General features: G+C 65.3%; 14 protein-coding genes. 4 read left to right on the top strand and 10 right to left on the bottom strand.

What is annotated here, in order from left to right:
- Positions 1-24 precede the first annotated feature (24 nt).
- From ACQR03_RS20475 to ACQR03_RS20450, 6 genes are all read right to left on the bottom strand, one after another.
- Positions 25-1,143, bottom strand: coding sequence for a cobalamin-independent methionine synthase II family protein (locus tag ACQR03_RS20475; RefSeq protein WP_315712900.1), 1,119 nt, complete (start codon positions 1,141-1,143; stop codon positions 25-27).
- A 448-nt stretch (positions 1,144-1,591) separates the two neighbouring features.
- Positions 1,592-2,308 (bottom strand): ABC transporter ATP-binding protein, encoded by a 717-nt coding sequence (locus ACQR03_RS20470; RefSeq protein WP_315712901.1) that lies wholly within the window; start codon positions 2,306-2,308, stop codon positions 1,592-1,594.
- A complete protein-coding gene (locus tag ACQR03_RS20465; protein WP_315712902.1) occupies positions 2,308-3,054 on the bottom strand; it encodes an ABC transporter ATP-binding protein in 747 nt (248 codons plus the stop codon). Before ACQR03_RS20465 ends, ACQR03_RS20470 begins: the two co-directional genes overlap by 1 nt.
- Positions 3,051-4,088 carry a branched-chain amino acid ABC transporter permease gene (locus ACQR03_RS20460; RefSeq protein ID WP_315825107.1) on the bottom strand — a complete coding sequence of 346 codons (1,038 nt, stop codon included), beginning with the start codon at positions 4,086-4,088 and terminating at the stop codon, positions 3,051-3,053. The genes ACQR03_RS20465 and ACQR03_RS20460 overlap by 4 nt, the downstream gene beginning before the upstream one ends.
- 7 nt (positions 4,089-4,095) lie before the next feature.
- On the bottom strand, positions 4,096-4,965 hold the full coding sequence (locus tag ACQR03_RS20455) for a branched-chain amino acid ABC transporter permease (protein ID WP_315712905.1): 870 nt from the start codon (positions 4,963-4,965) through the stop codon (positions 4,096-4,098).
- Positions 4,966-5,209: 244 nt separating this feature from the next.
- Positions 5,210-6,388 carry an ABC transporter substrate-binding protein gene (locus ACQR03_RS20450; RefSeq protein WP_315768767.1) on the bottom strand — a complete coding sequence of 393 codons (1,179 nt, stop codon included), beginning with the start codon at positions 6,386-6,388 and terminating at the stop codon, positions 5,210-5,212.
- Between the two features lie 344 nt (positions 6,389-6,732).
- Here ACQR03_RS20450 and ACQR03_RS20445 point away from each other — a divergent pair, with 344 nt between their 5' ends.
- Positions 6,733-6,972, top strand: a complete 240-nt coding sequence (locus ACQR03_RS20445; RefSeq protein ID WP_315768769.1) for a hypothetical protein — start codon at positions 6,733-6,735, stop codon at positions 6,970-6,972.
- A gap of 15 nt (positions 6,973-6,987) precedes the next feature.
- Here the strand turns inward: ACQR03_RS20445 and purU are convergent, their stop codons facing one another.
- A complete protein-coding gene (gene purU, locus ACQR03_RS20440) occupies positions 6,988-7,851 on the bottom strand; it encodes a formyltetrahydrofolate deformylase (RefSeq protein ID WP_316201822.1) in 864 nt (287 codons plus the stop codon).
- A gap of 156 nt (positions 7,852-8,007) precedes the next feature.
- On the opposite strand from purU, the gene ACQR03_RS20435 reads away from it, so the two are divergent.
- The gene (locus ACQR03_RS20435; protein WP_315753580.1) at positions 8,008-8,850 is read left to right on the top strand and encodes a uroporphyrinogen-III synthase; all 843 of its coding nucleotides are present in this window, start codon (positions 8,008-8,010) and stop codon (positions 8,848-8,850) included.
- Between the two features lie 130 nt (positions 8,851-8,980).
- Here ACQR03_RS20435 and fcl read toward each other — a convergent pair whose 3' ends face one another.
- From fcl to ACQR03_RS20420, 3 genes are all read right to left on the bottom strand, one after another.
- Positions 8,981-9,934 (bottom strand): GDP-L-fucose synthase, encoded by a 954-nt coding sequence (gene fcl, locus ACQR03_RS20430; protein WP_315753578.1) that lies wholly within the window; start codon positions 9,932-9,934, stop codon positions 8,981-8,983.
- Complete coding sequence (gmd, locus tag ACQR03_RS20425) at positions 9,918-11,000, bottom strand: GDP-mannose 4,6-dehydratase (protein ID WP_315768775.1); 1,083 nt, start codon at positions 10,998-11,000, stop codon at positions 9,918-9,920. Before gmd ends, fcl begins: the two co-directional genes overlap by 17 nt.
- A gap of 132 nt (positions 11,001-11,132) precedes the next feature.
- Positions 11,133-11,807, bottom strand: coding sequence for a Crp/Fnr family transcriptional regulator (locus ACQR03_RS20420; RefSeq protein WP_315753574.1), 675 nt, complete (start codon positions 11,805-11,807; stop codon positions 11,133-11,135).
- A 329-nt stretch (positions 11,808-12,136) separates the two neighbouring features.
- On the opposite strand from ACQR03_RS20420, the gene ACQR03_RS20415 reads away from it, so the two are divergent.
- Positions 12,137-12,958: an ABC transporter ATP-binding protein gene (locus ACQR03_RS20415; protein ID WP_315712912.1), complete on the top strand. Its 822-nt coding sequence runs from the start codon at positions 12,137-12,139 to the stop codon at positions 12,956-12,958.
- Positions 12,955-14,886 (top strand): long-chain fatty acid--CoA ligase, encoded by a 1,932-nt coding sequence (locus ACQR03_RS20410; protein WP_316174085.1) that lies wholly within the window; start codon positions 12,955-12,957, stop codon positions 14,884-14,886. The genes ACQR03_RS20415 and ACQR03_RS20410 overlap by 4 nt, the downstream gene beginning before the upstream one ends.
- Positions 14,887-14,958: the final 72 nt, after the last annotated feature.

Raw genomic sequence — 14,958 nt, 5'->3', positions numbered from 1 at the left:
AGGCGTGCAGTGTTCACGGCGCGCTTACTTCCCCCAGATCTCCTCGGCAAGCTCGACGCAGAGGCGCAGCTTGGCCCACTGCTCTTCCTCGGAGAGGATGTTGCCTTCCTCGGTCGAGGCGAAGCCGCATTGCGGCGACAGCGCGAGCTGGTCGAGCGGGGCGAACTTCGAGGCCTCTTCCAGGCGGCGCTTGATGTCGTCCTTCTTCTCGAGCTCGCCGACCTTCGAGGTCACGAGACCGACGACGACGACCTTGTTGCCCTTGGGCAGGAAGCGCAGCGGCTCGAAGCCGCCGGCGCGCTCGCTGTCATACTCCAGGAAATAGCCGTCGTAATTGGTATTGGCGAGCATGGTCTCGGCGACCGGCTCGTAGCCGCCCGAGGAAATCCAGGTCGAACGGAAATTGCCGCGGCAGACATGCGTGGTGATCGTCATGTCGGCGGGCCGCTCGGCGATCGCGTAGTTGATGATGCGCGAATAGATCTGCTGCAGACCGTCGGGATTGTCGCCGCGCTCGCGCGCCTTCTTGAGCTCGTCCTGCGAGCACAGATAAGCCCAGACCGTATCGTCGAACTGCAGGTAGCGGCAGCCGGCGTCGTAGAAGGCCTTCACGGCCTTGCGATAGGTCTTGCCGAGATCCTCGTAGAAGGCGTCGAGATCGGGATAGACGTCCTTGGAGATCGACTTGCGGCCGCCACGGAAGTGCAGCACCGCCGGTGATGGGATCGTCATCTTCGCCGTGACATGCGCGGTGTCGGCGTGCTTCTTGAGGAAGCGGAAGTGGTCGAGCATCGGATGACTATCCGGGAAGTCGAGCTTGCCGATCACGCGCACCGCGTCATGACGGGTCTGCACGCCGGTAAACTGGATGCCGGTGTCCGGGTGAAACAGCTCGCATCCGGTCAGCTTGGCGAGAAAGTCGAAGTGCCACCAGGAGCGACGGAACTCTCCGTCGGTGGCGAGCTTGAGACCGGTCGAGGCCTGGCGATGCACGACCTTCTCAATCTCCATGTCCTCGATCTTTCGGAGATCGTCGGCCGAGATCTCGCCCTTCTCGAGCTTGGCGCGGGCTTCCTTGATCTTCTGCGGCCGCAAGAGGCTGCCGACTTCGTCGGCGCGGAATGGGGGCTTGGTGCGTTGCATGTGCTCACTCCTTGGAAGGCGTCGATTCGTTGGATAGGGTTGTTGGACCGGCTGCGATCTGTCCTGGCTGGTTACCTGGGCAAAGCGTGATGGACTGGGTCCATCCCCTACCCCGTATCCGGTCGGTATACAATTCTATCGAGGAGAGATCGTGGAGGGGCATGGCGCAATCCATGGCCCGAGCAATGGGCTGACCTACCCTGACCTCGTTCAATGGGGCATCCTGAGGTGAACCCATCAAATCCGCCTCCAGGTGAAGTGCCATCGCGACAACGGCGCTGGCCAGCCTTCCTGCTGTAACGACCGGATCCTGCATACCGGTGTCCACGGCGGCCGCACCATACCGCCGGATCTTCCGGCATGGCCTTCACGCTGACTGCGCGAGCCACACCGTCCCTGCAACCAAGGATGACGCTTCGCCCCGTAGCGTTCAAGCCCGACGATCAGGTCAATGCGCCGCCGCGCTCGCGACGCCGAGGTGCCGCTCCAATGGCGCCGGATCGGCCTTCAAGGCGCTCGACGGCGCGTCATGCACGATGGTGCCACGCTCCAGGATGACGACGCGGTCAGCCAGCGCGAGCAGCTTCTGCGCGTGCTGCTCCACGATCACGGAGCACAGCCCGCCGGCGCGACTGATCGTGCCGATCGCGGCCAGCAGCTCCTCGACGATGATCGGCGCGAGGCCCTCGGTCGGCTCGTCGAGCAGCAGCACCTTGGGATTCAGGGTGAGCGCGCGGCCGATCGCCAGCATCTGCTGCTCGCCGCCGGAGAGCTGATTGCCGAAATTGTTGCGTCGCTCCTTGAGCCGCGGAAACATCTGGTAGACGCGCTCGATCGTCCAGGGTCCCGGCTGCGCCACCGCCGTCATGTTCTCCTCCACCGTGAGCGAGCGGAAGATGTTGCGCTCCTGCGGCACCCAGCCGATGCCGGCGCGGGCGCGCTGGTCGGCGCGAAGAGCCGTGATGTCGGTGCCGGCGAGCGCGAGCTTGCCGGAGAAGCGGCGGGTGACGCCGACGATGGAGTTGATCAACGTGGTCTTGCCAGTGCCATTGCGGCCGAGCAGCGCCAGCACCTGGCCCTCGGGCAGCTTGAGCGACATGTTCGGCAGCACGACCGCCTGGCCGTAGCCGGCGCGAAGATTTTCAATCGCGAGCAGATCGGTCATCACGCAGCCTCGCCGAGATAGACCGCCTTGACCTGCGGATCACGCGCGACCTCGTCGGGCGTGCCTTCGACCAGCAGAGCGCCGGAGACCAGGACCGAGATGCGGTCGGCGAAGGAGAAGACGAGGTCCATGTCGTGCTCGATCAGCAGCACCGTGACGTCGCGCGGCAGCGCGGCGACCGCGGCGAGGATGTCCTTGCGCTCGCCCTCGGGCACGCCGGCGGCGGGCTCGTCGAGCAGCAGCACGCGCGGGCGCGCGGCGATCGCGACCGCGATCTCCAGCAGGCGCTGCTTGCCATAGGGCAAGGTCGAGGTACGGTCGTTCATCACGTCGAGCAGCCGGAAGCGCTCGAGCGTCTCGGCGATCTCGGCATTGATGTCGTCGCGCGTGCCCATGCGCCGCCACCAATTGCCGCCGCCGCCGAGCCGCTCGGAGACCGCAAGCCCGATGGTCTCCAACGGCGTCAGGTCGGGATACAGCTGGTTGATCTGGAAGGTGCGCGACAGGCCGCGCAGCACGCGCTTGTGCACCGGCAGATCGGTGATGTCCTGGCCTTCGAGCAGGATGCGGCCCGCGCTCGGCTCCAGCACGCCGGTGAGCTGATTGATGACCGTGGTCTTGCCGGCGCCGTTCGGACCGATCAGCGCATGGCGCGCGCCCGGTGCGATCTGCAGCGACAGGTCGCGGGTGACGTGAAGGCCGCCGAAATGCTTGTCGAGGCCGCGGGTCTCCAATGCGTAGGTCATGGCGCCTCGTTATCGGTGAGGGCCACCGCGGCCTTGCGGCCGGCGATCTGGCGCAGGACGAGGTTGGGCAGCCACAGCGCATAGGCGTGGATGCGGTGGCGGCCGACCAGCACGATGACGACCAGCACCAGGCCGATCCAGAACATCCAGTATTGCGGCGTGATCCACTGGAAAAGCTCCTGCAGCATCCGGAACACGGCGGCGCCGATCAGCCCGCCATAGAGATAGCCGGAGCCGCCGATGACCAGCATCAGCACCAGATCGGCGGAGCGCTCGAACGAGAACACGTCGAGCGAGGCCAGTGCCGTGGTTTGGGTGAACAGCGCCCCGGCAATGCCGGCATAAAACGCGGCCACGGTGTAGATCGCGATCAGGCGCTTGTTGACGGGAATGCCGACGGCGGCCGCGCGCAAAGGATTGTTCTTGATCGCGCGCAGCGACAGACCGAAGGGGGAATGCACGATCGTCCGCGCCAGCAGGAACAGCACGAACAGCACCGCAAGCGAATAGAAGAACCCGGTCCTGCCGAACATGTCGAAGGCGAACACGCCGAAGATCGGCTGGATGTCGATGCCCTGGAGACCGTCGGTACCGCCGGTGATGTTGGAGAAGCGCTCCGCCAGCGCCTCCATCAACAGCGCGATGCCGAGCGTCACCATCAGCCGCGTCAGGTCGACGCCGCGGATGACCAGGAAGCTGGTGGCGAAGCCAAGCACGGTGGCGGCGAGGCCGGCCACGATCAGCGCCAGCACCGGCTCGTTGATGATGCCGTGCACCGAGAGCAGGCCCGCGCAATAGGCTCCGACGCCGAAGAAGGCGGCGTGGCCGAGCGAGACGATGCCGGCATAGCCGAGGATCAGGTCGAGCGAGAGCGCGAACAGCGCCAGCCGCAGGATCTCGGTCATGATCAGGTAGCGCGAGGGAAACGCCAGTCCGACCGCCAGCACGACGATCCAGAAGGCGAACTCGCTCCAGTGCCAGCGGCCATGCTGCCTGGCGTGAAATCCGACCTCGGCTTGTGCGTTCGTGGTCATGCGATCCTCACCGCGTCGCCGTGCGACCGAACAGGCCGTTCGGACGCCAGATCAGGATCACGATCATGATGGTGTAGATGACGAAGGGGCCGAGCTTCGGCACGTAGTATTTGCCGGCGACGTCGCCGATGCCGAGCAGCAGCGAGGCCAGGAACGGCCCGGTGATCGAGGACGAGCCGCCCACGGTGACCACGATCAGGAAGTAGATCATGAACTTCAGCGGGAAGTACGGATCGAGGCCGAGGATCTCGGCGCTGAGCGCGCCGCCCAGGCCAGCGAGCCCGCAGCCGAACGCGAAGGTGAAGGCGAACACCTGCGGCACGTTGATGCCGAGGCCGCTCGCCGCGCGGGGATCATCGACGGCGGCGCGCAGTCGGCTGCCGAACCGGGTCTTGGAGAGCACCAGCTGCAGCCCCACCGTGAGCAGCCCGCAGATCACGATGATCATCAGCCGATAGCGGCCGATGCCGACGCCGAAGACGTCGAACTGGCCCTGCAGCACGTCGGGCAGATTGATGAAGATTCGCGAGGAGCCCATGATGTAGTCGACCGCGGCCACCGTCATGAAGACGAGCCCGATCGAGAACAGCACCTGATCGAGATGGCTGCGCGCATAGAGATGCTGATAGAGCGTCCGCTCCAGCAGCGCGCCGATCATGGCGCTCGCGACGAAGGCCAGCGGCAGCGCCGCGAAGAACGGCCATCCCATCCGGTTGACGAGCACGGCGCAGACATAGCCGCCGGCCATGGCGAAGGCGCCATGGGCGAGGTTGACGAAGTTCATCAGGCCGAGCGTCACGGCGAGCCCGCAGGCCAGCACGAACAGCAGCATGCCGTAGGCGACGCCGTCGAACAGGTTGGTGAGGATGGCGGTCATTGAAGTGTAAGTCGGTCCCCGGTCCTATCCCTTCCAGGGAAGGGCACACATGTCACGCTTCGCTCGGTCTGCGCCTCCCCCGCGTGCGGGGGAGGTCGGATCGCATCGAAGATGCGATCCGGGTGGGGGATCTCTCTGCACACGACCAGCGCGCCGTGGGGCGCCCCCACCCCAGCCCTCCCCCGCAAGCGGGAGAGGGAGCGGCACCTGTCGTGCCGCGCGTCCCTCGATGACGCCTATCGCGTCACTTCTTGGCCTTGCCCGGATCCTTGACGGCGTCGAAGGTCTGGAATTCGACGTTGTAGAGCTCGCCGTCGACCTTCTCGACCTTGCGGATGTAGACGTTCTGAACGATGTCGCGCGTCTCCGGATCGATCGAGATGGGACCGCGCGGGCTCTCCCACGCCATGCCCTTCATCGCAGCAATCAGGGAATCGCCGTCGGTCTTGCCACCGGTCTTCTTCAGCGCCTCGTAGATCAGATGGATGCCGTCGTAGCCGCCGACCGCCATGAAGCCTGGACGGCTGTTGAACGCCTTCTTGTAGGCCGCGACGAACTCCTTGTTCTTCGCCGACGGATGCGCCGCCGAATAGATGTGCGCGGTGACGGCGCCGAGCACGGCGTCGCCCATGTCGTTGAGCAGGTCGTCGTCGGTGACGTCACCCGGTCCGATCACCTTGATGCCGCTCTTGTCGAGGCCGCGCTCGGCATATTGTTTCATGAAGTTGCCGCCCTGGCCGGCCGGCACGAACACGAACATGGCGTCCGGCTTGGCGTCCTTCATGCGCTGCAGGAAGGGAGCGAAGTCGGGGTTCGCCAGCGGAACCTTGATTTCCTCGACGATCTCGCCACCGCCAGCGGTGAAATGCTCCTTGAACGAGGCCAGCGCGTCGTTGCCGGGCGCGTAGTCCGAGGTCAGCGTGGCGACCTTCTTGATGCCGTTCTTGACCGCCCAGTCGCCGATGATGGTGGAGGACTGCGGCAGCGTGAAGCTGGTACGGACGATGTAGGGCGACTTCTCGGTGATGATGGAGGTGCCGGCCGCCATGACGACTTCCGGGATCTTGCCCTGGGTGGCGAGCGGCGCGGCGGCGAAGGCCGCCGGCGTCACGCCAAAGCCGGCGATCACGTTGACCTTGTCGTTGACGATCAGTTCCTGCGCCAGACGCTTGGTATTGTCGGGCAGCGCCGCGTCGTCCTTGAGGATGACCTGGATCTTCTTGCCGGCGACGGTGTCGCCGTTCTGCTGCATGTACAGCTTGATCGCGTTGTCGATCTGCTTGCCGGTCGACGCCTGGCCGCCGGTCATCGGCACGATCAGGCCGATCTTGAATACGTCTTCGGCCCGCGCCGCACCCGACGCGAGCGCAGCCGCGGCAAGAGCCGCACTGGCGAGCGTCAGTGTCTTGCTTCGCACGAACATTGAAACTACCTCCCTGGTCGGATCAGGACCGCAGCCCCCGGCCATTGTTGTCTTAACCGTGCGATCTCGTTCACGATACCGCGGGCGCATCGCTGCGGACTCGGGACCCCGTTGTCAATGGCGATCATGGGAGGCTTCGTGAACGGTAGGTTTCCGCAACGGACCACCAATCCGTGATTGGTATATTAATACCCAAATCATCGAACGGCCAAATTTTGCCAATTGATGGCAAGTCGTTAGGGTCCAGGCCGCGGGTCGCCCGCAGCACGAAAGGTCACCCATCAATGCCGGCCAGACACCCCCACCGGACCAGACTGTTTCCGGCCGCGATGATGCTTCTCGCCATGGCCGGGCCGATCCTTTCCGGCTGCTCGTCGATCAATGAGAAGGTCGGCGCGGGGATGGGCGATCTGATGCCGCAATGGGCCGGCGGTCTGCCGGCCGACGCGCCACCCCGGCCGGGCACCGCCGAATACGACCGGTTCATGCAGGAGCGCGAGCGGCAGCGGCAGATGCCGGCCGCCGAACGCGACAAGGAGACGCAGTCCAATGCCAACGCGCAGGCGACCGTCCCCGGCCGCTGACAAGCGGTGACGACATCAATCCATGAAGACGACGGTCTTGCGGCCGTTGAGGATGACACGGTCCTCCAGGTGATAGCGGATCGCCCGTGCCAACACGCGCCGCTCGATGTCGCGGCCCTTGCGCACGAGATCGTCGGGGGTGTCGCGATGGCTGATGCGCTCGACGTCCTGGTCGATGATCGGGCCCTCGTCGAGATCGCGGGTGACGTAATGGGCGGTCGCACCGATCAGCTTGACGCCGCGCTCATAGGCCTGGTGGTAGGGTTTGGCGCCCTTGAAGCCCGGCAGGAACGAATGATGGATGTTGATGCAGCGGCCCGACAGGCTGGCGGACATCTCGTCAGACAGGATCTGCATGTAGCGCGCCAGCACGACGAGATCGGTCTTCGTCTCATCGACCAGCTTCAGGATCGCCTGTTCCTGGTCGCGCTTGGTGTCCTTGGTCACCGGCATGTGGTGGAACGGGATGTCGCCGAAATCGAGCCCGGCATAGGTCTCGCGCGGATGGTTGGAGACGATGGCGGTCGGAATCATCGCGAGGTCGCGGGTGCGCCAGCGATAGAGGATGTCGACCAGACAATGGTCGAACTTCGACACCAGCAGCATCACCCGGCGCTGCCCGGCGCGGTCGCGCATCTGCCAGTCCATCGCAAACCGCTCGGCGATCGCGGCGAAGCCGGTCTGCAGCGCCGGCAGGTTGACCGCGAGGTCGGCCGCCGTGAACACCACGCGCATGAAGAAGTGACCCGTCTCGAAGTCGCCGAACTGCTGGGCATCGAGAATGTTCTGGCCGTTATGGGCGAGGAAGGTGGAGACGGCCGAGACGATGCCGGGACGATCCGGGCAGGACAGGGTCAGGACATACTGGTGGTCGGACATGGCGTGACGTTACCGGGCGGATGACGAAGGGGTGAATGATGCGGCAGGCTTGGCGCCCGTTCGGGCCCTGCTCTATCACCCTCCGCGCGCTTGCGCCAACGCCCGGCGCGGGGGCAGGATGAACAAAACATCAACTCTCAAACTTCGAGCATCGCCATGGCTGACAGGCTGACCGGCAACCGCATCCTGATCCTGGAAACCCGCGAGGAGGCGCAGTTCTCGCGACTGCTCGCCGAGCAGGGCGCCGACGTGCTGCAATGTCCGATGTTCACGATCGAGGATGCGCCGGACCCGGTGCCGATCGAGGCCTGGATCCGCCGCTGCATCGAGCGGCCGTTCGATGACGTGGTGCTGATGACCGGCGAAGGCCTGCGGCGGCTGATGACCGTGGTGCGCCGGATCGGCCTCCAAGCGGAGTTCATCGCCGCGCTCGGCAAAACACGCAAGTTCACCCGTGGCCCGAAGCCGGGTCGCGCTTTGCGCGAGCTCGGGCTCGAGCCGCAGGTCACGACCGAGAAGCCGACATCCGAAGGCGTGGCTGAGCTGCTGTCGCGCTACGATCTCCAGGGTCATCGGCTCGGCCTGCAGCTCTATCCCGACAAGGACCATTCGGCACTGATCGGCGCCATCAAGGCCGCGGGCGCCGAGGTCGATCCCGTGCTGCCCTACGTCTATGACGCCAAGGCGGCGGATGCGAACATCCTCACCGCGATCGACGAGATGATCGCCGGCAAGGTCGATGCGATCGCGCTGACGAGCTCCGGCCAGCCGCGGCGGCTGTTCGACGTGGCCAGGGCGCACGGCGTCGAGGCACGCCTGCGCGAGGGGCTGGCACGCACGCAGATCGCCTCGGTCGGGCCCGTGGTGACGGAGGAGCTGGCTGCGCATGGGCTGGCGCCGTCGATCACGCCGGCGGGCGAGGCCTATTTCATGAAGCCGCTGATTTCGGCGATGGCCACGGCGCTGGGCGTGAAAGTGCCACGCGCTTCACCAAACTAATGGTGTCGTCCCGGCGAACGCCGGGACCCGTACCGCGTGATGTCTGACATGGGCAAACGGCACATTCCGCGCGTCTCACAGCATTCGGTGGTTATGGGTCGCGGCTCAAGGCCGGGACGACAGCGGAGGGTTACGCTTGCGCGTGCCCCCTCTCCTGCAGGAACGCTTGATACGCGCGCGCGATGCCGTCCTTCAGCGACGTCGTCGCGCGCCAGCCGAGCGCGGCGAGGCGCGACACGTCGAGCAGCTTGCGCGGCGTGCCGTCTGGCCGCGAGGTGTCGAAGCTGATCCGTCCCTGATAGCCGACCGTTGCCGCGACCACACGGGCGAAATCGGCAATCGTGATGTCCTCGCCGGTGCCGATGTTGACCAGCCCGGCGTCGGAATAGGTCTTCATCAGGTGCACGCAGGCATCCGCCATGTCGTCGACATAGAGGAATTCGCGCCGCGGCGTTCCCGTGCCCCAGACGACCACCTCGGGCGCATCGGCGAGCCGGGCCTCGTGGAAACGGCGGATCAGCGCCGCGACGACGTGGCTGTATTCAGGATGGTAGTTGTCGCCGGGACCGTAGAGATTGGTCGGCATCACGTTGATGAAGTCGGCGCCGTACTGGCTGCGATAGGCCTCGACCATCTTGATGCCGGCGATCTTGGCGATCGCATAGGGCTCGTTGGTCGGCTCCAGCGGCCCGGTCAGCATGGCGTCCTCGCGCAGTGGCTGCGCGGCAAGCTTCGGATAGATGCAGGAGGAACCGAGAAACATCAGCTTCTCGGCGCCATTCACATGCGCGGCGTGGATGACATTGGCAGCAATGGCAATGTTGTCGTAGATGAACTCGGCGCGCAGCGTGTTGTTGGCGACGATGCCGCCGACCTTCGCCGCAGCAAGGAACACTACCTGCGGCCTGGCGCGCGCGAACCATGCGAACACCGCCGCCTGGTCGCGCAGATCGACCTCGCCACGCGGCACCGTGAGCAACTCGACGCCTTCGCTCGCCAACCGCCGCACCAGCGCGCTGCCGACCATCCCGCGATGGCCGGCGACGAAGACACGCTTGCCGCGGAGATCAAACGGCGTGGCCACTGCTCGCCTCCCGCCGCGCGGCGCACAGATCGCTGGCGACCATCTCCTTGACCAGTTGGGCGAAGCTCGTCCTTGGTTTCCATCCGAGCTTGTCGCGCGCCTTGCTGCAATCGCCGATCAAGAGGTCGACCTCGGTCGGTCGGAAATAGGTCGGGTCGATCCGCACCACCGCCTTGCCGGACTTGGCGTCGATCCCGGTCTCCTCGACCCCCTCGCCGCGCCATTCGATGCGGCGACCGACCTCGGCGAAGGCGAGTTCGACCAGTTCGCGCACCGAATGGGTCTCACCGGTCGCCAGCACGAAATCGTCGGGCGTATCGGCCTGCAGGATGCGATGCATGCCCTCGACATAGTCGCGCGCATGGCCCCAGTCGCGTTTGGCCTCGAGATTGCCGAGATAGATCGTCTCCTCCAGGCCGGTTTCGATGCGGGCGACGCCGCGGGTGATCTTGCGGGTCACGAAGGTCTCGCCACGGATCGGGCTCTCGTGGTTGAACAGGATGCCGTTGCAGGCGAACATCCCGTAGGCCTCGCGATAGTTCACCGTGATCCAGTAGCCGTAGAGCTTGGCGCAGCCATAGGGCGAGCGCGGATAGAACGGCGTGGTCTCCCGTTGCGGGATCTCCTGCACCAGGCCGTACAGCTCCGAGGTCGAGGCCTGGTAGAAGCGCGTCTGCTTCTCCATGCCGAGAATGCGAATGGCTTCCAACAAGCGCAGGACCCCGAGCGCGTCGGCATTGGCGGTGTATTCCGGACTCTCGAAGCTGACGCCGACGTGGCTCTGGGCGGCGAGATTGTAGATCTCGTCGGGGCGGATCTGCTGCACCAGCCGGATCAGGTTGGTGGAATCGGTCATGTCGCCGTAGTGCAGCAGGAACGGCACGTTGCCTTCGTGCGGATCCTGGTAGAGATGGTCGATCCGCGCGGTATTGAAGGACGATGACCGCCGCTTGATCCCGTGCACGGTGTAGCCGAGACCGAGCAGATATTCGGCCAGATACGCGCCGTCCTGGCCCGTGACGCCCGTGATCAGCGCCACGCGGCCGCTGCAATCCTTCCCCGCCATGCTCACTCCAACACCGTCGCGCCCCCTCGGGCCGAAGTTCCCGGCGAGCAGTCCACAGCCGAAGCCGCCGGTCAAGCTCAACGGAAAACAGGCGTTGGATCAATCCCGTATCGGCGCAACGAAAAGCAGGACCTAATCCCCGTAGCAGCGCAGGCGGTCGAGATCGAGCACCGTCACCCCGCCATACTCCACCCGCAGCAGGCCCTCGCGCTCCAGCGTCTTGAGACACTGATTGGCGTTCTGCCGCGACAGGCCCGACAGCGCGCCGATCTCCTCCTGGGTGATCTCCAGATGGCGGGTCGTATTCGGGTAGAGGATCGGATTGAACAGCGAGGCAATGCTGCGGGCGAGCCGCGCCGTCGCATCCAGCGTGCGGCCGACCTCGACGAGGCCAATGAACTGGCCGAGCCGCTCGTTGAGCTGGGTGACGAGGAAGCGGTTGAAGCCGACGCTGTTCTCGAACAGCCGCATGAAGGTCGGCCGCTCCATCAGCGCGACGCGCGTATCGCGCAGCGCCACGACGTCATAGCGGCGCAGCTCGTTCTTCAGCACGCTGCCCTCGCCGAACCAGGCGCCCGCCGACATGCCGGCGAATGTCGTCGCCTTGCCGCCGCGCGACACCGTGCTCATCCGCGCGAGACCGGTGACGATCCCGGTCCAGTAGTCGAATTGATCGCCGCGAAGGAAGATGTGCTCGTTGGCCGCAAACGACCGCTCGACGATGCCGGCCGCAGCCGTGTCGATTTCCTCGGGCTTCAGATGGCGGGACCAGGGCGCGATGCGCAGAAGGGTATCGGGAGAGATCAAGCCGGCATCTCGTCTCGTCGAAGCTCGCGGCGACCATATTGCATCGCAACAATCCTGCAGTGAATATTGCCTGGGAATTGTCAGGCGCAAGACAATTCCTGATAGCGCTTTCCCCTATCGAGGACCACCGTCTTCGACTCGCGCCTCTGGACACGGACGAGGCGCATCGAGATGCGGCAAAATGCGCCCGCCCGGGTGGCCCGTCATTCGTCGGATGGCGCGGAACCGATGCCCGGGATAGGATTGCACCCAATGCGACGAACTCAACGTCGCGCGACACGATGCCTTGAAGAGCGCGCCAAGCGCCGAAGACAGTTCGGGAGGACGACTTGGACTATACGTTGGAAGCGCGCGGAGTGTCGCTGCGTTTCGGTGGGGTGCGAGCCCTGACCGACGTCAGCTTCGGCGTGCGCGAGGGCGAGTTGTTCTCGATCATCGGCCCGAACGGCGCCGGCAAGACCTCGATCGTCAACTGCATCTCCGGCCGCTACAAGCCGACCGAGGGCCGCCTGTTCCATCGCGGCCGCGACATCACCGGCCTGCCACCGAGCGCGCGCGCCAACATCGGCATCGGCCGCACCTTCCAGAACCTCGCGCTGTTCCACCACATGAGCGTGCTCGACAATATCATGGTCGGGCGCCATCACCTGCTGAAGAACAATTTCCTCACCGGCTCTCTGTATTGGCTCACCGGCGCGCGGCGCGAGGAGCTGAAGCATCGCGAGAAGGTCGAGCAGATCATCGACTTCCTCGACCTGCAGTCGGTGCGCAAGGCGCCCGCCGGCACCCTCTCCTACGGTTTGCGCAAGCGCGTCGAACTGGCGCGCGCCATGGCGCTGGAGCCGCATCTGATCCTCCTCGACGAGCCGATGGCCGGCATGAACTTCGAGGAGAAAGAGGACATGGCGCGCTACATCGTCGACCTCAACGAGGAATTCGGCATGACGGTCGTGATGATCGAACACGACATGGGCGTGGTCATGGACATCTCCCATCGCGTCATGGTGCTCGATTTCGGCCGCAAGATCGCCGAGGGCGACCCGGCCGCCGTGCTCGCCGATCCTCACGTCAAGCGTGCCTATCTCGGCGAGGAGGACGAACTGCTGGTCGATCCCGACGAGGCGCCGTCCATCGCGGAGGACGCGGCATGATGGACTATGCGGGTCGCGTCAAGCAGGCCGACACCTATCCGAAGCTGCTACGGCTGAACGCGAAAGAGCACGGGACGGAGATCGCGCTGCGCGAGAAGAATCTCGGGCTGTGGCGCACCTTCACCTGGGCCGACTACCAGGCGCGCGTGCGCGATTTCGCGCTCGGCATGGTGGAGCTCGGCCTCGGCAAGGACGACGTGATCGGCATCATCGGCGACAACCGGCCGGACTGGGTTGCCGCGGAGGTCGCGACGCATGCGATCCGGGCCATGAGCCTCGGGCTCTATCGGGACGTGCTCGACGACGAGGCCGCCTACCTGCTCAATTACGGCGAGGCGCGACTGGTGTTCGCTGAGGATGAGGAGCAGGTCGACAAGCTGCTCAACCTCGCCGAGCGCGTGCCGGCGCTCAAGCACATCGTCTATTCCGATCCGCGCGGCATGCGCAAATATGACGATCCCAGGCTGCTGCCGGCGGACAAGCTCGCCGAGCTCGGCCGCAACCGGGCGGCGCGCGAGCCCGATCTCTACGACCGCATGGTCGATGCAACCGTCGGCGACGACGTCGCCATCCTCTGCACCACCTCGGGCACGACCTCGCATCCAAAGCTCGCGATGCTCTCGGCCGCGCGCGTGCTCAAGCATTGCGCCACCTATCTCGCCTTCGATCCCAAGGGACCGGAGGACGAATACGTCTCGGTGCTGCCGCTGCCCTGGATCATGGAACAGGTCTATGTGCTCGGCAAAGGTCTGCTCTGCCGGATGAAGGTCAACTTCGTCGAAGAGCCCGATACGATGATGAACGACTTCCGCGAGATCGCGCCGACCTTCGTGCTGTTCGCACCGAGGGTGTGGGAGCAGATCGCGGCCGACGTCCGTGCCGCCGTCATGGACGCCTCGCCGCTGAAGCAGCGGCTGTATCATCTGGGCATGTCGACCGGCCTTGCCGCGCTGGAGAGGGGCCAGCATTCGAGCCTTGCCGACATGCTGCTGTTCCGGGCACTGCGCGACCGGCTCGGCTTCACCCGGTTGCGCTCGGCCGCCACCGGCGGCGCCGCGCTCGGGCCCGACACGTTCAAGTTCTTCCGCGCCATGGGCGTGCCCTTGCGCACGCTCTACGGCCAGACCGAGCTGCTCGGGGCCTACACGCTGCACCCGGCCGACAAGGTCGATCCGGACACGACGGGCGTGCCGATGGCTGAGGACATCGAGATCAAGATCGACCAGCCCGACAGCCAGGGGATCGGCGAGATCCTGGTACGCCATCCGAACATGTTCCTGGGCTACTACAAGGCCCCGGAAGCCTCGGCCGCCGACGTCAAGGACGGCTGGATGCATTCGGGCGACGCCGGCTATTTCAACGAGGCGAAGCAGCTCGTCGTCATCGACCGCATCAAGGATCTCGCCGAGACCGCGCGCGGCGAACGCTTCTCGCCGCAATATATCGAGAACAAGCTGAAGTTCTCGCCGTATATTGCCGAGGCCGTCGTGCTCGGCGCCGGCCGCGAGCATCTCGCCGCGATGATCTGCATCCGCTACTCGATCATCTCGAAATGGGCGGAGAAGAACCGCATCGCGTTCACCACCTACTCCGATCTCGCCTCGCGCAACGAGGTCTACGCGCTGTTGCAGAAGGAGGTCGAGACCGTCAACGCCCACCTGCCGCCGGCGCAGCGCATCGCCCGCTTCCTCCTGCTCTACAAGGAGCTCGACGCCGACGACGGCGAGCTCACACGTACGCGCAAGGTGCGTCGCAGCGTCATCAACGAGAAGTACGCCGATATCATCGACGGCATCTATGGCGGCAAGCCTGCCATCCCCGTCGATACCGTCATCCGCTTCCAGGACGGCACCACCCAGCGCATCCGCACGACGCTGAAGGTGGTGGATCTGGGTGGACATGGCGCCATGGCGGAGGCCGCGGAGTGATGCGCCTTCTGCCACATGAGGTCGTCATGCGCGGGCTTGACCCGCGCATCCATCCTCTTCCGAAAATCTCCT

The sequence above is a fragment of the Bradyrhizobium sp. HKCCYLS3070 genome (assembly GCF_051167575.1).
Taxonomy (GTDB): Bacteria; Pseudomonadota; Alphaproteobacteria; order Rhizobiales; family Xanthobacteraceae; genus Bradyrhizobium.
Note: the sequence above shows the minus strand (reverse complement) of the source record. Positions and strands in the feature narration are given on the sequence as shown.